This window comes from Epilithonimonas lactis (assembly GCF_900110605.1).
GTDB lineage: Bacteria > Bacteroidota > Bacteroidia > Flavobacteriales > Weeksellaceae > Epilithonimonas > Epilithonimonas lactis.
Window position 1 is genome coordinate 298621 of the sequence record NZ_FOFI01000001.1, and the last position, 22074, is coordinate 320694.

The following is a 22074-nucleotide window of genomic DNA, read 5'->3' on the forward strand; positions in this document are numbered from 1 at the left end:
TCTGATGTGAACTATTAAATTGTATCTTAGTAGTAAATAACAGATTATGATTTCAAAATTAATAATATTCTGTGTCTTCTTACCATTGTCCCTTTTCTCACAAGAGTTTTCCAAACTTGATTTTTTCCGAACCGAATCTAGGAAGAATAATACGGACGAAAAACAATTTGAACTGCAACAAAAACTAATTGAGATCTACAGGATCTACAATCCAGACAGTTGTTTTTTTTACACGCAAAAGAACCTTCAGCTCATTAAGAAAAATAATTGGCAAGAGAAAAAAGGAAAGACGCTTTTGGGATTAGTTGGTTATTGTACGGAGAAAAATAAACTTAATGAAGGTTTAAAATTCAACAAGAGATCATTGCTGATCAATCAAAAAAATAAAGACAACTATAATCTCGCTGACAACTATTATATGTTCGGAAGATTGTTTCATCAAAAAGGGGAACACGCAGATGCTGTCAAAAATTACATGATAGCTATTGATTTTGGTGAAAAAAGTAATAATCTTTGGATCGTTTCGTCCGCTTATAGGAGCTTAGCCTTTCTTTATCTGGATGAATCGAACGAAGAAAAGTCTTATGAAAATATCAATAAGGCCTTGGCAGTTGCTCAAAAAGCAAAATCTAAAGAGGCACTCGGTTTCTGTTATGGCGTTTTAGCGGAAATCGAACGGAATTTCCAAAAGTTTAATGAAGCTGGAAATCATTTCAAAATAGCCTATCAATATTTTGATGAAACACAAAATGATTATGGCATGGCTTGGCTGTACACCAATTGGTCACTATTGGATATTACAAGATTGATGGAAAGTTATGCGATGCAGCTGAAAGCGCAGAATATATGGGACAAGATCTCACCTGATCATTATATGTCGGTCGTCAACCATTATAATATGGCCTATTCTTACATGGATTTTTATAAAGATTATGATAAATACAAAGGGCAACTGAAATATAAAAGATCTGAACTATTACCGAAGGCGCAGGAAGAATTTGATATCAGTAAAAATATCGCGCAGAAAAATAACAATATGCAATGGGTGATGTTCAATTACTCAGGGATGGCAGAATTGAGTAAAACAAAAAGGGATCTGGATGCTTATGTGAAGAATATCACACAACTATACACAACCAGAGATTCCATCTATTCCCAAAAAAGAAAAAATGAGATCGCGAAGATCGAAAGTCAGAAAATTGTCAATCAGAAAAATAAAGAAATTGCACTAAATAAAATCATCATCAAAAATAAAGAACAGGAGAAGATTTACTATCTACTCGGTCTCGCAGCACTTTTTGTCATCGGAATCTTGTTGTTTTTCCTCTATCGACAATCAAAGAAAAATAGCAGCAGACTTCAAAGTCTCAATCAGGAATTAGAAAAAGCTAACAAAAACAAAATGAGGTTCTTCGGGATTCTAAATCACGATCTCAGAAGTCCGGTGGTTTCGCTTATTCATTTTCTTAATTTACAAAAAGATGCACCAGAATTGATGGATGATGAAACCAAGATCCGACTGGAAAAACAAACCTCAGATTCGGCTGATCAACTTTTAACACAAATGGAAGATCTGCTTCTCTGGAGCAAAGGTCAAATGGAAAACTTCGAACCGAATAAACAGTTTTATAGCGCAAATGAGGTGTTTGATGAAGTTAAAAAAGAATTTGTCTGGGTTTCAAATATTGACCTGGAATTCGAAACTCCTTCAAACCTTAAAATTTTTACGGACAAAGAATACCTGAAAACAATCCTTAGAAATTTGATAAATAATGCCGTCAAAGTTTTGCAAAATGTCAATCAACCTCACATATTCTGCAAAGTTTGGGAACAGGGCGATTTTCATTACATTCTCATCAAGGATAATGGCGGTGGAACCAACATTGAAAAGTTCCAGGCTTTATATGATGACAAGATGAGCATCGGAACCACCAAAGGTTTGGGAATGCATGTGATCCGCGATCTTTGCAAGGCAATTGATTGCAAAATTGAGGTCGATACAAATGTAGAAGCTGGCGAGACTAGAATTATGCTATGCATAAAAAAGGTTTGATTTAATTTCATTTTTGATAATTTCCATTTTTTCTGTTCAATTGTTAAAGTTTGCTTTTTTAGGAGCAAAGAAGAGTTGTTTAGCTTTTTGGCAACGATTTTGTTAAGTAGATAATTACCTATATATAATCACTAACATTTTCGCATATGGAAGCCACAGAACTTAGACTCAACAATTTGGTCATCTATGAAGATGAGATCGTACCAGTAATCGGGATGGAAAACAAAAACAATGGTCTTTTTATTAAGATCGACCCATACACCGCGGTAGATCAAAGAAAGCTAAAACCAATTGCACTTACAGCAGAATGGTTTTCAAAACTTGGATTCAAGGAAGTTTATCGTTCATCCACGAGAGTGCGATTCGACCTTCCGAATTTCTGCAGATATGATTTTGACCTTAGTTCAAACAAGATTCTTGAAGGATTTTTGTTCTTTGGAAACTACATCAAATGCACGCATCTTCATCAATTACAGAACATCTATTTCACGCTGACAGGCGAGGAATTGAAAGTTGAACACAATCTTACACGAAAAGAGATTGTAGCTTAAAAAATAAAAACCTGATTTGGAAAAACGAATCAGGTTTTTTTATATCTGAATTTAGTGAAAGGAAAAATCTAAGTTCTGGCTTCTAACTTCACACATCTTTCCTTACTTTTGTCTAAAATTATTCAGAATTGAAAACCCATTTCATTGCTATTGGCGGTTCTGCGATGCACAATCTTGCCATTGCGCTCAAAGATAAAGGCTATCAGGTCACAGGCTCAGACGATGCTATTTTCGAACCTTCAAAATCCCGATTGGACAAAAAAGGAATTCTTCCCGAGGAATTGGGTTGGTTTCCGGAAAAACTGACTACGGATATTGATGCCGTAATCCTCGGAATGCACGCGCACGCCGACAATCCTGAGCTTGCCAAAGCAAAAGAATTAGGTTTGAAGATTTATTCTTATCCAGAATTTCTCTACGAACAATCCAAAGAAAAAACCAGAGTGGTCATTGGCGGTTCCCACGGGAAAACCACTATTACATCGATGATTCTTCACGTTCTCAATTTTCATCAGAAAGATATTGATTATATGGTCGGTGCCCAATTGGAAGGCTTCGATTGTATGGTAAAAATCACGGATGACAATGATTTTATGATTCTTGAAGGCGACGAATATCTGTCTTCTCCAATTGATTTGCGTTCTAAATTTTTATTATATCAACCGAATATTGCTTTGGTTTCGGGCATTGCTTGGGACCACATCAACGTTTTCAAAACCTTTGACGATTATATCGACCAATTCAGAAAATTTGTTGCGAGCATCACGCCTGGCGGTGTTTTGGTTTATAACGAGGAAGATGCAGAAGTGGTGAAAGTGGTGGAGTCGGCTGAAAATTATTTCAGAAAAATTCCTTACAAAACGCCAGATTACGAAATCGTGGACGGAATCGTTAATTTGAAAACCGATATGGGCGATATTCCATTGTCTGTTTTTGGAAAACACAATTTGTTGAATATGGAAGGCGCAAGATTCATCTGTTCGCAATTGGGCATAATGGAAGAGGAATTCTATGAGGCGATTATGAGTTTCAAAGGCGCTTCGAAACGTCTTGAAATTGTCAAAAGAGCGGATGGCGGTTTGCTTTACAAAGATTTCGCGCACGCACCAAGCAAAGTGAAAGCGACCGTTTCCGCATTTGCAGAACAATTCTCAAAAACTGAAACGTTTGGATTTTTAGAATTGCACACTTACTCAAGTCTGAATCCAATTTTCCTTGAGCAATACGACCACGCAATGGACGGTTTGGATAATGCCGTCGTTTTCTATTCAGAGGACGCTTTGAAAATCAAAAGAATGGACCCGATTTCTCCAGATTTGATTAAGGAAAAATTCAAAAATGAAAACCTGAAAGTCGTTACCAATGCCGAAGACCTTCACGCTTACTGGGAAACTTTAGACAAATCGAAAGGAGCTTTTGTAATGATGAGTTCCGGTAATTTCGGTGGCTTGGATTTGACGAAATAAAATTTGATTAAATATAAATTATCAACCTTCTGGATTAATTTTCAGAAGGTTTTTTATTAATGACAAATCCGAAACCCAACACTAAAAGTCCCAAAGGGACGACCGATTTCCCAGCATAGGAATTTATTCCTATGCGAATAATATGATAATGCATCAATTCAATTTCCCCATCAATAATTTCAAAATCCCATTATCAACCAATCCCTCATTCCGAAACAAAACTTTCCCATCTTTATCAATCAAAATCCAACTCGGATAAACCGGATTTTTATTTAATGAAATCTCAACCGCCAATTCGTGAATCCCAGAATTTCCATTCGAAATGTAATTATAATTTTCATCAAAGAATTTAATCGATTCCTTATATTTTTCAGGATTGAAAGTGATAAAATAAACCTTCTCATCCATCAGATTTTTCAACTCCAAATCCTTCTCCATCTGATATTTCTGAATTTTACAAATCGAGCACCAATCGGTTTTCATATAAATCAAAATCCGTTTCTCCAACTTTTCCGGTAAACTTTCAAATCCATAATGCTTCACTTCCTGCGAATTGAAAATCCCGGAAATCATTAATAATATGAAAGCTATTATTTTCACTAGTCTAACTTCTAATTTCTGCCATCTACCTAATCTGATAACGAATACCCAAAAACGTCCGAATTCCCTGCATCGGTGCATAGCCATAAGTCGTATCAAACGAATAACCATACGGATTGCTCGCAACATCATCCACTTGATTATCAAACGGGTCAAACGGTCTCAGAATCGGATTTTTCGGCGTAAAGTTTAATAGATTTCTTATACCTCCATAAATCTCAAACCCATTATCAAATTTCTTTGTCAACTGAATGTTCATTAATGTAAACCAAGGCGAATATTCCGGTCGGAAATCATCCGGAACAGTTGGCAATCGCATTGGTCCGTAAAATTGTCCCGTCAAATCCATTGAAAATTTGTTCGCAAACTGATAACTCAGATTGTAAGTTCCGCTCCATTTCGGTGCGTGCAATTGCTGGATTTTGTCGCCTTCATTTTCCTGATAAACATCCATATAAGTCACTCCAAACATCAATTGAATTGGCAAACTCCAATTTGTACTGATGTCGGCAGAAATTCCTCTCGAAATCGCGTGTCCAGCCAGATTATCATAAATAATTTTATCCGGCTCCGTGTCAAAATCGCCCACAATTTTATTGTTGAAATAAGAGTAAAATCCATTCACATCAACATTGATAAAATAATCTTTGATTGGAATTTTCATCAGATAACTCAGATTCGTGTTCAAAGATTTTTCTGGCTTCAAATCATCCGCAATAACCACTTCCCGCGAACCAGTCAATGCTGAGTGGTCTTCGGTGAAAAGATTCACCACACGGAAACCGGTTCCAAAACTCAACCTCAAAGTATGGTAAGGATTCGGCTCAAATTTCCACGCCACTCTCGGCGAATGCACAGATTTGTGAATCTTGTGATAATCATATCTATAACCAAGAAGTAAAGTGTTTTTATCATTGATTTCCCATTCGTCTTCCAAATAGAAACCGTAAATCGGTGATTTCATCGGTTGATTTTCACCTTCTAGATTTGCTGTTCCAGGCGTGTTGTCATCGTAAAAAGTCGATTTCAAAGTCGTTCCACTTTTCAAAAGATGCTTGCCCAATTGCTTCTCCCAATTCATTTGCAAAAACAAAACTTTCTGAGTCGCCAAGTAAGAAGTGTTCCCATAAAACGAATCCTGATGATGATAATTGTAAGAATATTGAAGCAAAAATTTCTCCTTTAATGGCAATTGATAAATTCCAAAAAACTCAAAACGGTTGGTGTAAATGCTTTCGCCGTAAACATCATCCGAACCTCGGTTTTGCTTTTGCCACTGCATTTCGCCACCAAATCTATCTTCGTAAAAATATCTCAATGCAAAACTCGCCTGTCGATTTTCTTTTCTTTTAAAATTCCATTTGTTGAAAACTGAGATTCGGTTTTGCAAAGGCGTATCGGTGAAATTATCTTTATTCTGGTCAATTCTGTTCCCGAAATAGAAATAATTGAGACTCAACAAACTGGAGAAATTCTTGTTGTCAAACACTTTCTTAGCAATATCAAGATTGATTTCACCTTGATTTCCCGTCATCACATCGGTCGCAAAATCCGGCGCTTGCAAAGCATTTTTTGTTATGATATTAATAACGCCACCCATCGCTTCCGAGCCATAAATAGACGAAGCCGGACCTTTCGTCACTTCGATTCTATCAATCAAACTATTCGGAATTCCGCTAAGTCCGTAAACTGTGGAAAGCGAACTGACGATGGGCATTCCATCAATCAAAATCATCGTGTAAGCACCTTCCAAACCATTGATGTGAATGTCGCCCGTATTACAAACCGCGCAATTCAGCTGAGGTTTCACGTCGTTGACCATCGCAATCGCTTCAAACATATTGGCCGTCGGATTTTTCCTGAAAAATTGTTGCGAATAAACATCGGTCGAAATCGGACTGTTCAGCTTCTTCACAGAAAATTGATTGATGGTCACTTCATCAATATCATTTGATTTCTTCAAAGTGTCAACGGAAGCAGTTAAAGAATCTTCCCGACTAGTTTGCGTTACCTTCAAAGTGTCCACAGAAGAAGTTAAAGAATCTTTCGGAATAGATTCAATTTGCGCATTAATTAAAACAGAAAATAAGCTGAGTATGATGTAGAGTAATTTCATTAAAACAAAAATGTTAGACAAAGCTAACAAATTTATTAGAAATAAAAAATTTACTTTGATTTTAATTTTCGCACACAAAAAAACTCATCAAAAAATGATGAGTTTTAAATTATAAATTGTCAGTCTGAGGCTCTTGAAAACCTTTAACAATATCAGTTTGAGGTTCTCGAAGACTTTTAACAATGTCAGTCTGAGGCTCTCGAAGACCAATAAATATTAATCTCTTCTGCTCAAAAATATTCTCAAAATATACCAGAACAAAAGCATAATAGATGAGAACAATTGTAAAGCCGCGCCGACATATTGACCTTTGGAGTATTGATTTTTGATGTTGTAAGTCTCATACAAAATACTTGCACTAGCCAACGCAACCATCGCCAAAGAGAACCAAAGTCCAAGATTGAACCCGAAAATTGCGCCAACCACAATCACGCCCAGCGCTACAAATCCACCAATCACAATAATATTTCTAAGGAAAGAAAAATCTTTGTTCGTGAGGAAAACTGCCGCCGTCAATCCAGCAAACATAAATGCCGTTACCAGCGCTGCCTGCGTGATGATTTCCGGTGCGTACAACGTCGCGATGCCTAACATCGGAAGGAAAATTACCGCTTGAATCAAGACAAACAATCCCAATCCCAGATATTGCGTGGTCTTTGAAACGGAAAACGACAATTTGGTCGCCAACATAGACACCATCCAAAACACACCGATGATGAGCAACCAAGTATATTGGCCAGAAACCATCGACAAAATCATTTCCATCGGAACCACTTTCAGCAAGATGCTTTCCACCGCTCCGAACGCCAAAATCGCCACTGCGACGTGCATATACGTTTTTCTGTAAAATTCTGCTCTTTCGATTTCCGAAATTTCCGAAACCATTAATGAATCATTCATTTGTAAAAATTTTAATAATCTCAAAGATAGTAAAAGATACAAGAATCAAGAAAAGTTGATGTTATGTTTTTATTTGGGCAGCTATTTCCGCCTTCCGTTCCCAATCTTTTTGCCTAGCTTTTCCAGCAACAAAAAAGGATTTCCACTCAAGTCGGGCTGCAGCTTCGCAAAGTTGAAGATTTGTCTATCAATTCAACTTTCCATATTAAATTCAAATCTGCGAAATTTGCATCATCTGCGAGAAACTAAATCTTAGCTGAGCGAAAGCGTCTTTGCGAACTCAAAAATATTTTCAATAATTTCAAAAAAAACTTTGCGCTCTTTGCGTTAAAATAAAAAATATTACATTTGAGAAAAGCCAAATCCAACAAAATGAGATACGTTCAGCTAGGTAAGATTCCACCAAAAAGACACACGGTTTTCAAATCCGAAAACGACCAGTTCTATTACGAGCAACTCTTTGGAACAGAAGGTTTTCACGGCATTGCGTCGTTGTTGTATCATACGCATCGCCCGACTCAAATCAAATCCATCGGCGAAGCAAAAGACGTGACCCCGAAAATCGCAGTCGAGAAAAACGTCACGCCAAGAATGATAAAAGGCGCAAAAGTGACCGCCGAAGATGACTTTTTGGAAAGCCGAAAGGTTTTGATGCTAAACAACGATTTGAAAATGGGTCTGGCAAAACCAAGAAAATCGCCAGACTATTTCTATAAAAACGCAGAATGTGACGAGTTGCTCTTCGTACACGCCGGAAAAGGAATTCTGAAAACAATGCTCGGAAATATTACGTTTTCTGTCGGTGATTATCTCATCATTCCAAGAGGAACGATTTATCAACTGGAATTGGAATCCGAAGATAATGTTTTCCTTTTCATCGAAGCGCATTCCCCGATTTACACGCCAAAACGCTACCGAAATGAGTTCGGACAATTGCTGGAGCATTCTCCGTTTTGTGAGCGCGATATTGTTCCGCCAACTTTCGTAGAACCAAAAAATGAGAAAGGCGATTTCCTCATCAAAGTCAAAAAGGAAAATCAAATCACGGATTTCATTTATGCTACGCATCCGTTTGATATTGTTGGTTGGGACGGCTATTTTTATCCATATAAATTCAATATCAAGAACTTCGAACCGATTACGGGGAGAATTCATCAACCGCCTCCGGTTCATCAGAACTTCGAAGCGCATAATTTTGTGGTGTGCTCGTTCGTAGCAAGAATGTACGATTATCATCCACAAGCGATTCCTGCGCCATACAACCATTCGAATATCGATTCCGACGAGGTTTTGTTTTATACGGAAGGTGATTTTATGAGCAGAAACCACGTGGATTTGATGGATTTTTCATTGCATCCAGGCGGTGTAGTTCACGGTCCGCATCCTGGTGCGATGGAACGAAGCATCGGCAAAAAATCTACCGACGAATATGCTGTGATGGTGGACCCATTCAGGCCCTTCAAACTGACGGAAGAAGCGATAAGAGTGGAAGACCCGAATTACAAAACGAGTTGGTTGGAAGATTAAATGAATAAAGAAAAGCTAACAGAAATGTTAGCTTTTTAAATTTAGGTCGAAATTAAATGGCTTAACTCCCTGCAATTGGACTTCCAAAAATCCCAACGGCCATTTCTGCCCAAATCAAAATTAATAAAGCAAGAATTCCAAATACCAAAATCAATCTGGATTTGAGAGTCTTTACTTTTTTTAGGACAAAATCTACAGCAAATGCCGTTGTAAAAAGTAACGCGCCCATAATTAGAAAATCTGAAGCTGACCAATTAACTTCGGTTGTGAATTGCATTGCTATCAGTGGTGCAGTCAAAATAAGTGCTGCTGCAGAATAAATAAAAGCTGAGGTTCGGTTTTGTGTTATCATCATTTTAAAATTTAATTACTATAAAGAACTTTGAATTGCAAAGTAAAGTCATTTTGTTGAATTCTCAAAATATTATTGTGACTTTTATCATTTTAACTGATAAATAGAGAGTTGGCTGATAATGCTCATTTTTTACCATTCAATTAAATTCTAACTTTGTTAAAAATAAAAAGCAATGATCAATTACGTAAGCCCAGAAGAAGCAGTTTCAATCATTAAAAGTGGTGACAGGATTTTCGGACACGGAAGTGCGTGTACTCCTAACCTTTTGTACGATGAATTGGGAAAACAATCCTCCCGTTTGAAAGATGTGGAGATGGTTTCCATCACGCAGCAAGGCAATGTGGAAATCGCCAAACCTCAATATAAAGATAGTTTTTACATCAATTCACTCTTCACATCTGCGCCTGTTCGGGAAGCTGTGAATTCCGAGAATGGCGATTACGTTCCGATTTTCTTGAGTGAAATTCCAATTCTTTTCAAAAATGGAATCTTACCCATCGATGTCGCTTTGATAACCGTTTCGCCTCCAGATGCTCACGGATACTGCACGCTTGGAAGTTCTGTAGATGTAGCGCGTGGTGCAATTGATACGGCGAAAAGAATCATTGCGATTGTGAATCCGAAAATGCCAAGAACCCACGGCGATGGAATGATCCACATCAACCGAATTGAAAAATTGGTTTGGAGCGAGGAAGAGCTTTTGACCATTAATTATAGCGAGAAAGTTGGTGAGGAAGAAATGAAGATTGGTAGAAATGTGGCCGAATTGATTGATGACAAAGCGACAATCCAAATGGGAATCGGTACCATTCCGGATGCGGTCTTGCAATGCCTTCACAACCACAAAGACCTTGGTGTTCACACAGAAATGTTGAGCGATGGTGTCATCGATTTGATTAAAAATGATGTCATTAATAATAAATATAAAGGCACGCACGCCAACAGAACGATTACCAGTTTTTGTTTCGGGACCAGAAGATTGTACGACTTTGTAGATGACAATCCTGCCGTGGCTTTTATGGATGTTCAGCACGTGAATTTTCCAATCAATATTATGAAGAACAAGAAAATGCACGCCATCAATTCTGCAATCGAAATTGATTTGACTGGACAGGTTTGTGCAGATTCTATCGGAACTTATCAGTTCAGCGGAATCGGTGGACAGATGGACTTTATGCGTGGCGCAGCGTTGAGCGAAGGCGGAAAGCCAATTATGGCCTTGTCTTCCAGAACCAAAAAAGGTGTTCCTAGAATAGTCCCTTTCCTAAAACAAGGTGCTGGTGTTGTGACAACGAGAGGTCATATCCATTACGTTGTGACGGAGTTTGGAACGGCTTATCTTTATGGCAAAAACCTTCGTCAGAGAGCGCAAGCTTTGATAGAGATTTCGCATCCCGACGACAGAGAAATGTTGGATAGAGCAGCGTTCGAAAGATTTAAATAAAACTAAACAAACTTTTAATTTTTTCTTGATTTTGTTGTATATTTGATTAAACACACAAGAAAAAAAACTAATTGAAATCAATCTATAACTTACTGAAAGAAGAGGTAAGAAAAAATCAAGCTGTTCAGAATTCTATTTTAGGCAATTCTCATCCCTGGAAAAGGAGCCATTATATCATCCTTTCTGAAATCATTAAAGAAGACCTTTCGAACCGTGAAGAGTTGCAAAATGAACGCAAATTTGAGTTGGGAACCAGCATTTCTCACATCACTTTGCAACGTTTTTTCGAAAGTGATTATCATTATAAAACCCATAATGACCTTCGGTTTTTGAAGACTTTGGACAAAATCTGCATCTTCCTCGGTTTCAAAGACCTGAACAGCTACGTGATGAATGTTAAGGAAAACAACATCTACAACGAGGCTTTCTTTAGCAAGGAATTCACCACAGATATTGTCTATCGATATTGCCACACCAATTTTGAGTTCTTCAAGTATTTTCCGACACTGCAATTGGAAGTATTTGACGGACTCATATTTCCGGAAGCGCCATTCATAGAACGCATCAAAAATTACAGTTCCAAACTTTGCGAAAATGGATTGAAATTGTTTACACATAACAACCGTTCCAATTTTGAGATTTTTGACCTCGACATCATTTCCGAAGAATCTGACAAAATGGTCATTAAGACCCAGGAGTTTTGGAATTTGGTTTTCGTTGTAGAAGAAACGGGCGAAGAGTATATTGTGAATGAACTCAACACACAAATATATTTTATCAAGAATATTGACGAAAAATGGATGATTTGGGATAATTATAATCCAAACTCCGGATTACTTAACAATGTGATAAACAAAAAACCGCACTAGGTACGGCTTATTCATTGATTTGTGTTTTTAGAATCTTGATAATTCTTTAACAAAAGTAGTCATAGAAAACGAACGAAATTAAACTTAAATATACTTATAAATACATATTGTATTATTATCATTAAAGTTAAATTAATAATGTGGATTGATTAACCTTTGTTAATTAATTTTGTATTTAAATTTTAAAATGATGATTTATAGTGAATTATCAATAGCGCAATCGGTTGCATTGAAGTCGCTGATTTTATTTAATTCTAATTCACAATCACAAGGATTACAATCTCCCAAAACATAAAAACTAACAATCGTTAGTTAGTTTCCGAAAAATTCTTATCTTGGCATCAACAGATATAAAAGTAAAAAGTAAAATGTCAACACTCACTTTTGCCGAGAAAATCGCACAAGCCGAGAATTTTCTCCCAATCAACGGAACAGATTATTTAGAATTTTATGTAGGAAATGCCAAGCAGGCGGCGCATTTTTACAAAACCGCATTCGGTTTTCAGTCCGTGGCTTACGCAGGTCCGGAAACTGGCGTGCGAGACCGCTCATCTTACGTGCTTCAGCAAGGAAAAATCAGATTGGTTTTGACTTCTGGTCTCAAGTCGGATTCTCCAATTTGTGAACATCAGAAAAAACACGGCGACGGTGTCAAGATTTTGGCACTTTGGGTAGATGATGCAGAAAAAGCTTTTGAAGAAACCACAAAACGTGGCGGAAAACCATATTTGGAACCTCAAACTTTGACCGACGAATTCGGCGAAGTGAAGATGTCCGGAATCTACACTTACGGCGAAACGGTTCATATGTTCGTGGAACGTAAGAATTACAACGGCGCATTTATGCCAGGCTACGAACCTTGGAAAAGCGACTACAATCCTTCTGATGTTGGGCTTCTGTACGTGGACCATTGCGTCGGAAATGTCGGCTGGGACAGGATGATTCCAACCGTGGAGTGGTACGAAAAAGTGATGGGATTTGTCAACATTCTTTCGTTTGATGACAAACAAATCAATACAGAATATTCTGCTTTGATGTCAAAAGTAATGTCCAACGGAAACGGATTTGCAAAGTTTCCAATCAACGAACCAGCGGAAGGTCAAAGAAAATCTCAGGTCGAAGAATATCTCGATTTCTACGAAGGCGAAGGCGTTCAGCACATTGCTGTTGCGACAAAAGACATCGTGAAAACTGTTACAGAACTGAAGAGTAGAGGCGTGGAATTCCTTTCACCACCGCCAGAAGCCTATTACGATATGATTCCAGACAGAGTTGGAAACATTGACGAGGACATCAAAAAACTTCAGAATTTAGGGATTTTGGTGGATTGTGATGAGGAAGGCTATCTGCTTCAAATCTTCACAAAACCCGTGGAAGACAGACCAACTTTGTTCTACGAAATCATCGAGAGACACGGCGCTCAGAGCTTCGGTGCCGGAAATTTCAAAGCACTTTTCGAAGCCTTGGAAAAAGAGCAGGAAAAACGTGGCAACTTATAAACCCAATCATTCACTATAGAATTAAAGCATTATTTTTAATGCTTTAATTTTTTAAGGCAACTTATCCGCCTTCCACTCCCAATCTTTTTGCCTTGGCTTTTCCAGCCACAAAAAAGGATTTCCGTTCAAGTCGGGTTGCGCTTCGCAAAGTTGAAATATTTTCCATTTATTAAAATTGAGAGCAGTTTTAATCTTTGTTGAGTTTTACGTCTTTGCGAACCTTATAAATATTTTCAATAATGTCAAAAAAATCTTTGCGGACTTTGCGTTAAATTTCTGCAGGAGATAATAATCAAATCTTAAACTAAAAAAATGAAATCATTCATAGAATATTCCTCAGATTCAGACTTTTCCATTCACAATATTCCTTTTGGCGTTTGTGTGTTTAATAAAGAATTTATTGCCTGCGCCACGAGAATCGGCGACATCGTCATCGATTTGGCGACTTTGTATGACCTAGGTTATTTTGAAGAAATCACCGAAATGGACGACAATGTCTTCGAAGCCTACACCATCAACGAATTCATCGAACTTGGAAAACCAGTTACGAATAAAGTCAGAGAAAAAATACAACAGCTGTTATTGGAAGATTCACTTCTTTCAAAAGATGAACGGACGATTACAGATTGCTTCTATAATCTCGACGAAATTCAAATGATGATGCCTTTGCACATCCCCAATTACACCGATTTCTACAGCAGTATTCAGCACGCCACAAATGTCGGAATGATGTTCCGCGACCCTGCCAATGCGCTTCTTCCAAACTGGAAACATTTGCCAGTTGGTTATCACGGTCGCGCGTCTTCCATCGTTTTATCAGGCATCGACATCATCAGACCTTGCGGACAAATCAAACCGCCAGATGCAGACAAACCGATTTTCAGTGCTTCAAGACAACTTGATTTCGAATTGGAAATGGCATTTGTGGTGAACAAAAATACAGATTTGGGCGACAGGATTTCCGTTGCAGAAGCTGAAGATGCGATTTTCGGAATGATGATTTTCAATGATTGGTCGGCGAGAGATATCCAAAGTTGGGAATATGTACCGTTGGGGCCGTTTTTAGGGAAGAATTTTGGTTCGTCTATTTCGCCTTGGATTGTGACTTTGGAAGCTTTGAAACCTTTCAAAACTGAATCTCCAAAGCAAGAACCGGAAGTCTTGGATTATCTGAAATTTGATGGCGACAAAAATTATGACATCAATCTTGAAGTTTATTTGAAACCAGAAAACTCAGAAGAAAATCTGATTTCACAAAGCAATTACAAATTTATGTATTGGAATATGTTCCAGCAATTGGCGCATCACACGGTCAATGGTTGTAATGTGGAAGTTGGCGATGTTTACGCCAGCGGAACGATTTCCGGAGAAGATGAAAAATCCTATGGTTCGATGTTGGAATTGTCTTGGAAAGGAACCAAACCAGTGCAATTGAAAAACGGCATCGAAAGAAAATTTATCGAAGACGGCGATACGGTGACGATGAAAGCTTGGTCTGAGAAAGACGGTATCCGAGTTGGGTTTGGGGAAGTTTCTGGGAAGATTTTGCCTGCAATTTTACCACAATAGTCACAAAGATTTTTCACAAAGTTCACAAGGATTTTTTTACTTGTGCTCTTTGTGAAAAACCCTTGTGTTCCTAGTGGTTAAAAATATTTTAATAAATAAGAAATGAAAACAATCATCCCATCCGATATTTCCGCAGTTCAACTCCAGCAAGTGATGCAAACAGCGATTGCGCCACGACCAATTGCTTTGGCAAGCACAATTAACAGCAAAGGAGAAATCAATCTTTCGCCGTTCAGTTTTTTCAATATGTTCAGCACGGTTCCGCCGGTTGTGATTATTTCACCTTCCCGACGCGTTCGTGACAATACGACCAAACACACTTTGGAAAACCTGAAAGAAGTTCCCGAATTGGTCATAGGAAATGTGAATTTCGATATGGTTCAGCAGGTTTCTTTGGCGAGTATGGAATACGAAGATGGCATTAATGAATTCATCAAATCCGGATTGACGATGAAACCAGCCGACATCGTAAAACCACCTTTAATTGTAGAATCGCCAGTTAATTTTGAGTGCAAAGTTCTTGAAATTAAAAGTTTAGGAGAACTTGGAGGCGCAGGAAATCTTGTGATTGCTGAGATTGTAAAAATTCATATCAATGAAAAATATTTGGATAAAGCGGGAAATCTGGACCAAAAACAATTGGATTTGGTCGCAAGATTAGGCGGAAATTTCTACTCCCGAAACAACGAAAGTAACATCTTTGAAGTTCCAAAACCGCTGGTGACAAAAGGAATCGGCTACGACCAACTTCCAGACGAAATTAAGCAAAGTCATATTTTCACAGGAAACGATTTGGGAATGTTGGCAAATGTGGAAATTTTACCGAGTGGTCGTTTTTCTTCGGAAAAAGATGTACATTTATTAGCTCAGAATTATTTAAAAAACAATGAAATTGAAAATGCTTGGAATGTTTTAAAATCTGACTGATAGCCATTAAAAACTAAAAACCTTTAATTAAACTATGAAAAAATCGGTGTATCAAACCATCATCAGCCTTCTGATTTTGGTGATTGTGATGTCGGTTTTTGCCGTTGTCAACATCCAGGTCAGTTTGAAATATGAAACTGAGAATATGAAAGATTGCATTTCGCTGATTTCTGGGAGAAATCTTTGTCAGGAATTGTTGGCTTCAAAAATTATTATTGTGATTTGCCTTATTGCTATTTCCGGAATGTTGAGTTTTAGAAATAAGATTGTAAGTTTATAGGATTATTTAGATACATTCATTTCTTACTTTGATACCGTTTTTTTCTAATTCTTTTTTCATTTCAAGCCAAGTTCTGTCTTTTAACGTTCCAGCAGGATAAATATCTTGTTTGAAATTTTTAGTAATTATTCTTAAAATATTCGCTTGTTTATGCTGTGTTTCATAGACGATTTCTTCAATGTCCGAAATTCTGTAAATTTTCTTTTTCCAAAAAAAAATAATGATTTTTAACAACAAAGAAATTTTTAGATTTTTCAAAATAATTCATTGAAAATACATTCAGTAAAAACCAAAAAATAGAAAATGGAACATAAATTTTCAACTGATTGAATTTAGAAAGTTTGCTATCTGTAAGTAATATCACATAGATGCAACAAAGTATTAATGACCACATCATTATTCCTCTGAATGAAAATATTGGATTTCCTTTAAACTCCTGAAAGTTTTCATTCTCTATTTCATTACTTCTAATTCTAGAATTAATTATTTCAAAACTTTCCTTTTTATCAACTACTATTTGTTTGATGAATAATTTGATTTCCCAACTGTTGGAATACATATCATCAAATATGAATAAAGTTTGATTGTCATTGAAAACTAATGTTGAAACTTCCATTTGATAAGAAAAAAAACCAAATCCTTTTTTGCCTGTAAGTATTATTCTTTTCACGTCTTTCCAAAAGTAGACTTTAGGTCCTATTGTTATTTTTTCTTTATCAACAACGATTTTTCGAGATTTTTGATAATAATTTTTCACGTAACTAAATCCCAAATAGTATGTAAAAAAACTGAAAACAGGTAATAAATACGTTTTAATTTTATGATTATTCAAAGGCCAATCCTTAATAAAAATGTATATTAGAAAAGAAGCTAATGCAGCAAAAAAAATTGCAGAAAATAAAACTGAAAACCAAATAGTTTTACGGTTTTGCTTTGAAGTTATTTTAGTCATAAGTCAACTATTCTAAATCACCGTATCCCCATCAGGCGAAACCACCTGCGCCTTATAAAGCAAAGAATAATAACCATTTTTCGCAAGCAATTCCTGATGTGTTCCTTCTTCCACAATCAATCCGTGGTCCATCACGATGATTTTATCTGCTTTTTCAATGGTCGAAAGTCGGTGTGCGATGAGGATTGATGTTCTGTTTTTTGTGATTTTCTCTGTCGCTCTTTGGATTAATTTTTCGCTCTCGTGGTCGATGGATGAGGTCGCTTCGTCCAGAATCAGAATTTTCGGGTCGGAAAGATAAGCTCTTAAAAATGACAATAATTGTCTTTGTCCAAGGGAAATGGACGAACCTCTTTCACTCACCACATAGTCGTAACCGTTTGGCAAACTTTCAATAAATTCATCAACGCCGATTTCCTTTGAAGCTTTTTTGACTTGTTCCAAAGTAATGCTTTCGTCGCCCAAAGTCAGGTTTTCAAAAATACTGCCGTGGAAAAGGAAAACGTCCTGAAGAACCACGCCAATGTGACTTCTTAAATTATACAATTCATAGTCGCGAATATCAACATCATCCAACATTATCTTTCCAGAATTGATGTCGTAAAGTCTTGTAATCAAACTGATAATTGTAGATTTTCCCGCGCCGGTTGCACCAACGATTGCGACAGTTTCACCCGAATTAACCTTAAAATCAATGCCTTTTAAAACCAATTGTTTCTCGTCGTAAGCAAAGTGAACATTCTGAAATTCAATTTTTCCATCAAAATGGTCTCGGGCAATCGTTCCGTTGTTCGGCATCGCCTGGTCTTCGTCCATTACGCCAAGAACTCTTTCTGCGCCGACAATTCCTCGCTGAATATTATTAAATCTATCCGCAATCTGTCTCAACGGCCGAATCAACATATTAATGAATTGAATAAAAGCGATAATAACACCTGGCGTAGATTTGATAAAACCACCGTAAAATAGGATGAATCCAATAAAAAGCGACGAAATCAATTCGACAACCGGAAAAAATAATGAGAAGATGAAAACCGTTCTCAACAAAGCTTTCTTCAGTTCGATATTAATTTTATCAAACTTCGTAAACTCGGCTTCCTGTCTGTTGAAAACTTGAATCAACGGCATTCCTGCCAAACGTTCCTGCACAAAACTATTCTGCGTCGAGGTCCAGCTTCTTTCCAATCCGAAAGCCGTTTTCAGTTTTTTCTGAAAAACTCTTGTAATCACCACCATCAGCGGAAGAATCGCCAATGAAATTAGACTTAGATGCGTGTCCACCTGAAACATCGCAAACAACACCATCACAATTCTCAGAATGTCTCCGAAAACCATTAGGAATCCGTCTGTGTAAACCGTCGCAATTGTTTCTACATCGCCGACCGCTCTTGTTACCAAACTTCCAATCGGGGTTTTGTCAAAAAATGCCGTTCTGAAATAAATCAGTTTGTGATAAAGTCTTTCTCGGATGTCACGAATCACATTTTGAGAAATGAAATTTGAGAAATAAACCAGGAAAAAATTCAGAATCGTCTCTGCAACCACCAGTCCGATGAGCAGATAGATGTGCTTCATTAATTGAGATTTGTCTCTCAGCTGAACGATGTCAATATCCACAACATCTTTGGTAAGAATCGGTCGGTAAGTGGAGACAATTGCCAGAACGATGGAGATGACCAGCGTGATGATGAACCACGAACGGAATTTCATCCCAATTAGAAATAGTCTTTTTACAATATCCCAAGTCGTTTGTTTCTTCATATTATCTCAAATGCAGTGCAAAAATAAGGAAATTCGATGGGAAGTAATGTTAAAGTCGTACAGCGATTTCTATGGTTTGAAAATAATTATTTCACAAGCAAAAAGTCATAGAGATAGTCTCTCGGTAGGAAATACTTGAAATGTTTTTAGATATAGTCGCAGAGCGACTTTCCATTGGTAGAAGATAATCATAACGTTTCCACGCAGAGTCGCGGAGCGACGACCAATTAGTACTAATTTCAAATCAATTCTTTAAAAACATATTTCTCATTATAATCAATTTCAAATTTCTCTAAAAAATCAACATATTCTTCACGAAACGATTTTTTATAATGGTGTTTTTCCTGATTTTCAATATATCTTATTACATCATTGATTTGAGATTTTCCATACGAAAACGCGCCAAAACTATCTTGCCATTCAAATCGAAAGGGAATAAAATTATTTTCATTAATCCATTTGGAGGAAATACTTTTCACTTCCTGAACTAAATCTGATACTGATTGATTGGGTCTTAAACCAATTAAAATATGAATGTGGTCTGGCATTCCGTTGATAGATAACAACTTGTGTTTTCTGTTTTGGATTACGCCTGTGATGTATTTAAACAAATCATCTTTCCATTCATTCTGAATTAATGCTTGGCGAAATTTCACAGCAAAAACCAATTGAATATGGATTTGGGTGTATGTATTATTTTCAGCCATTTGAGTTTTTTTTAGATTAATATTAAATCTAATTTAATGAAATTTCATTAATAATTTTCAAGGATTGATAACCAATAGATCGTCGCTCCGCGACCGTTATAGGGATTTTTTAGTTGCTACCAATAGACTGTCGCTCTGCGACTCTTTTGAAATGCTCATTATCTTTTGACAGGTTGTTGCTCAGCACTATTAAAAGTGCAGGAGATCAGGAGAATTTAAAAATCATACCCAACATCTACCAAAAAAAGACCTTGAGCCGGAGCGGAAACGCCAGCTGAATTCCGATATTTGTCTTCAATGATTTTTCGCAAATCGTTGGGCTGTAATTTTCCGATTCCGATTTCTACCATTGTTCCGACAATCGCTCTTACCATATTTCTCAAAAATCGGTCAGCAGAAATAGTGAATTTCAATTGATTTCCTAGCTGTTCCCATTCGGCTTTGTAGATTTTGCAGATGTTGGTTTTGTTGTCTGTGTGGAGTTTGGCGAAGCTTGTAAAATCATCGTATTCGAAAAGGATTTTGCAGGCCTCGTTCATCGCATCGATGTTCAATGGTTTTTGACGCCAGGTTTGCCAAGACGAATTTATAGTGAACGGATTTTTCTCTGTTGAAATATAATATTCATAAGTCCGGAAAGTCGCACTGAATCGCGCGTGCATATCGGCTGGAACTTCAAAAATTTGTTTGATAGAAATATTTTCCGACAAAAAGGAATTGAGTTTGTAAACCAGATTTTCATCGAGATTTTGCTCCGTTTCGAAGTGTGCAAACATTTTTTTTGCGTGTACGCCAGTGTCAGTTCTTCCTGCGCCGGTTGTTTTTATCGGCTCTCTCAGAATCGTGGACAAGGCTTTTTCCAATTCTTCCTGCACAGAAATTTCGTTGGGCTGGATTTGATAGCCAAAAAAAGAAGAACCGTCGTAAGCAAACTCTATAAAATATCTCATTTCGACGCAAATTTCCTGATTTTTTTTTAATTAATAAGAAAATCTTAATTCGTAATTTCGTGACTCGAAAAATCCTTCAATCAATGAAACCGCTCAAAACAGATAAACTTTCCGACCCAAAAGAATTTATAAAACTAATGGTCATTATTTTTGTTTTGGTCTCTGTTTTTCTTTTCAGTCAAGGAGTTTCGCAACAGCAAACCATCATCAACGTTGTCGTCCTTTTGATTCTTTTCATTTGTTTGCAATTGACATTTGTGATTTTTTACAAAAAGGGAGTTAAAACTTTGGCTTTTTGGATTCTGATGATTTTGTTATTAATGGGAATTTCGTTGGGTGTGGCAATCTGGTATTATTCAAAATATGGAATTACTTTTCAGCTTTAATTATTAATTTAAATTTCAAAATGAAACGCATCCTCCTTTTATCAGACACACATTCCTATATCGATGACCGCATTCTAGATTACGCAAAAGATGCTGACGAAGTTTGGCATTGTGGCGATTTTGGGAATATGAAAGTCATTGAAGAATTAGAAAAAATAAAACCAATCCGTGGCGTCTATGGAAACATCGACGAAGCAAAAATTAGAACGATTTTCCCTGAAGTTTTGAGTTTCAAATGTGAAGACATTGATGTTTTGATGATTCACATCGGCGGTTACCCGGAGAGATATTCAGCTTTGGCGAAACAAGAGATTGCTGAGAAAAAACCGAAATTATTCATTTCCGGACATTCACATATTCTGAAAGCGATGTATGATAAGAGAAATAGTTTATTGCATCTCAATCCCGGTGCTTGCGGAAAAGTCGGCTGGCACAAAGTCAGAACGATGATGCGTTTTACCATCTTTAAGGATGAAATCAAAGATTTGGAAGTGATAGAATTGGGAAGTAAATAAGTTGGAGAGTTGGAGCGTCGGAGGATTTGAGAGTTAGACTTAAAGTCCCATCGGGACGATTATATCTTAGCATAGGAATTTATTCCTATGAATGGAGATTATGCAAGCATAGGAATATATTCCGATGAAATTAATAAATAGAAAATGAAAATAGGAGACAAAGTTTCGGTAATCGATGATGATTTGAAAGGAACCATTTTGAAAATCATTGCTGACCAGGTGAAAATCGAGGATGAGCACGGTTTCACCTACAATTTTCCTAAAAGTCAATTGACGCTCATCGATTCTGGATTATATGAAAATTCGCCTGTCATCAGAAAAAATGAAAGCTCGAAAAACGTTTCCAAAAGACATAATAAAACACCTCTAAAATTAGATTTACATTTTCAATTATTGGTCAATAATTCATCTGATTATGACGCTTTCGAGAGATTGATGATTCAAAAAGAAAAACTATTGGAGACCATAGATTTCTGTAGAAAGAATCACATCAAGAATTTGGAAATCATCCACGGAATCGGCGACGGCGTTTTGCAAAAAATGGTCTATGATATCTTGGAAGGTCTCTCGAATGTAGAATACGACGAACACGGATTTTTCTACCACGAATCGGGTAGAGTAGAAGTCAAATTTTTGTAAAATTATTA

Annotated in this window: 21 protein-coding genes; 13 read left to right on the top strand and 8 right to left on the bottom strand. The window is 36.9% G+C overall.

Annotated features, from left to right (window positions below):
- Positions 1-46: 46 nt before the first annotated feature.
- The 3 genes from BMW39_RS01415 to BMW39_RS01425 all read left to right on the top strand — a co-directional run bounded on the left by BMW39_RS01415 (position 47) and on the right by BMW39_RS01425 (position 4070).
- The gene (locus BMW39_RS01415) at positions 47-2053 is read left to right on the top strand and encodes a sensor histidine kinase (RefSeq protein ID WP_083391863.1); all 2007 of its coding nucleotides are present in this window, start codon (positions 47-49) and stop codon (positions 2051-2053) included.
- 146 nt (positions 2054-2199) lie between these two features.
- On the top strand, positions 2200-2604 hold the full coding sequence (locus BMW39_RS01420) for a hypothetical protein (RefSeq protein WP_051879969.1): 405 nt from the start codon (positions 2200-2202) through the stop codon (positions 2602-2604).
- A 128-nt stretch (positions 2605-2732) separates the two neighbouring features.
- Entirely contained in the window at positions 2733-4070 is a 1338-nt protein-coding gene (locus tag BMW39_RS01425) for a UDP-N-acetylmuramate--L-alanine ligase (RefSeq protein ID WP_034976647.1), read from the top strand.
- 153 nt (positions 4071-4223) lie between these two features.
- Here the strand turns inward: BMW39_RS01425 and BMW39_RS01430 are convergent, their stop codons facing one another.
- The 3 genes from BMW39_RS01430 to BMW39_RS01440 form a co-directional block, all read right to left on the bottom strand.
- The gene (locus BMW39_RS01430; protein ID WP_074719277.1) at positions 4224-4670 is read right to left on the bottom strand and encodes a thioredoxin family protein; all 447 of its coding nucleotides are present in this window, start codon (positions 4668-4670) and stop codon (positions 4224-4226) included.
- A 25-nt stretch (positions 4671-4695) separates the two neighbouring features.
- Positions 4696-6786: a TonB-dependent receptor plug domain-containing protein gene (locus BMW39_RS01435; protein WP_034976649.1), complete on the bottom strand. Its 2091-nt coding sequence runs from the start codon at positions 6784-6786 to the stop codon at positions 4696-4698.
- Between the two features lie 216 nt (positions 6787-7002).
- Complete coding sequence (locus BMW39_RS01440; protein WP_034976651.1) at positions 7003-7686, bottom strand: Bax inhibitor-1/YccA family protein; 684 nt, start codon at positions 7684-7686, stop codon at positions 7003-7005.
- Positions 7687-8058: 372 nt separating this feature from the next.
- On the opposite strand from BMW39_RS01440, the gene BMW39_RS01445 reads away from it, so the two are divergent.
- Positions 8059-9213 carry a homogentisate 1,2-dioxygenase gene (locus BMW39_RS01445; protein ID WP_034977806.1) on the top strand — a complete coding sequence of 385 codons (1155 nt, stop codon included), beginning with the start codon at positions 8059-8061 and terminating at the stop codon, positions 9211-9213.
- A 61-nt stretch (positions 9214-9274) separates the two neighbouring features.
- On the opposite strand, the gene BMW39_RS01450 is transcribed toward BMW39_RS01445, so the two are convergent.
- Positions 9275-9568 (bottom strand): hypothetical protein, encoded by a 294-nt coding sequence (locus BMW39_RS01450; protein ID WP_311316407.1) that lies wholly within the window; start codon positions 9566-9568, stop codon positions 9275-9277.
- Positions 9569-9740: 172 nt separating this feature from the next.
- On the opposite strand from BMW39_RS01450, the gene BMW39_RS01455 reads away from it, so the two are divergent.
- The 6 genes from BMW39_RS01455 (at position 9741) to BMW39_RS01480 (ending at position 16156) form a co-directional block, all read left to right on the top strand.
- On the top strand, positions 9741-11012 hold the full coding sequence (locus tag BMW39_RS01455; protein ID WP_034976653.1) for an acetyl-CoA hydrolase/transferase family protein: 1272 nt from the start codon (positions 9741-9743) through the stop codon (positions 11010-11012).
- 71 nt (positions 11013-11083) lie between these two features.
- A complete protein-coding gene (locus BMW39_RS01460; RefSeq protein WP_034976655.1) occupies positions 11084-11881 on the top strand; it encodes a hypothetical protein in 798 nt (265 codons plus the stop codon).
- A 368-nt stretch (positions 11882-12249) separates the two neighbouring features.
- On the top strand, positions 12250-13380 hold the full coding sequence (gene hppD / locus BMW39_RS01465) for a 4-hydroxyphenylpyruvate dioxygenase (RefSeq protein WP_034976657.1): 1131 nt from the start codon (positions 12250-12252) through the stop codon (positions 13378-13380).
- Between the two features lie 312 nt (positions 13381-13692).
- Positions 13693-14949, top strand: a complete 1257-nt coding sequence (gene fahA, locus BMW39_RS01470; RefSeq protein WP_034976659.1) for a fumarylacetoacetase — start codon at positions 13693-13695, stop codon at positions 14947-14949.
- A 102-nt stretch (positions 14950-15051) separates the two neighbouring features.
- On the top strand, positions 15052-15876 hold the full coding sequence (locus BMW39_RS01475; RefSeq protein WP_034976661.1) for a flavin reductase family protein: 825 nt from the start codon (positions 15052-15054) through the stop codon (positions 15874-15876).
- A 34-nt stretch (positions 15877-15910) separates the two neighbouring features.
- The gene (locus BMW39_RS01480) at positions 15911-16156 is read left to right on the top strand and encodes a hypothetical protein (protein WP_034976663.1); all 246 of its coding nucleotides are present in this window, start codon (positions 15911-15913) and stop codon (positions 16154-16156) included.
- Between the two features lie 175 nt (positions 16157-16331).
- Here BMW39_RS01480 and BMW39_RS01490 read toward each other — a convergent pair whose 3' ends face one another.
- The 4 genes from BMW39_RS01490 to truA form a co-directional block, all read right to left on the bottom strand.
- Entirely contained in the window at positions 16332-17108 is a 777-nt protein-coding gene (locus tag BMW39_RS01490; RefSeq protein ID WP_034976666.1) for a hypothetical protein, read from the bottom strand.
- Between the two features lie 12 nt (positions 17109-17120).
- On the bottom strand, positions 17121-18869 hold the full coding sequence (locus BMW39_RS01495) for an ABC transporter ATP-binding protein (RefSeq protein WP_034976667.1): 1749 nt from the start codon (positions 18867-18869) through the stop codon (positions 17121-17123).
- A gap of 239 nt (positions 18870-19108) precedes the next feature.
- Entirely contained in the window at positions 19109-19576 is a 468-nt protein-coding gene (gene tnpA, locus BMW39_RS01500) for an IS200/IS605 family transposase (protein ID WP_034976668.1), read from the bottom strand.
- A 215-nt stretch (positions 19577-19791) separates the two neighbouring features.
- Positions 19792-20526 (bottom strand): tRNA pseudouridine(38-40) synthase TruA, encoded by a 735-nt coding sequence (truA, locus tag BMW39_RS01505; RefSeq protein WP_034976669.1) that lies wholly within the window; start codon positions 20524-20526, stop codon positions 19792-19794.
- Between the two features lie 83 nt (positions 20527-20609).
- Here truA and BMW39_RS01510 point away from each other — a divergent pair, with 83 nt between their 5' ends.
- From BMW39_RS01510 to BMW39_RS01520, 3 genes are all read left to right on the top strand, one after another.
- Entirely contained in the window at positions 20610-20912 is a 303-nt protein-coding gene (locus BMW39_RS01510; protein WP_034976670.1) for a hypothetical protein, read from the top strand.
- Between the two features lie 20 nt (positions 20913-20932).
- Positions 20933-21427: a metallophosphoesterase family protein gene (locus tag BMW39_RS01515; protein ID WP_034976671.1), complete on the top strand. Its 495-nt coding sequence runs from the start codon at positions 20933-20935 to the stop codon at positions 21425-21427.
- Positions 21428-21571: 144 nt separating this feature from the next.
- A complete protein-coding gene (locus tag BMW39_RS01520) occupies positions 21572-22066 on the top strand; it encodes a Smr/MutS family protein (protein ID WP_034976672.1) in 495 nt (164 codons plus the stop codon).
- Positions 22067-22074 lie beyond the last annotated feature (8 nt).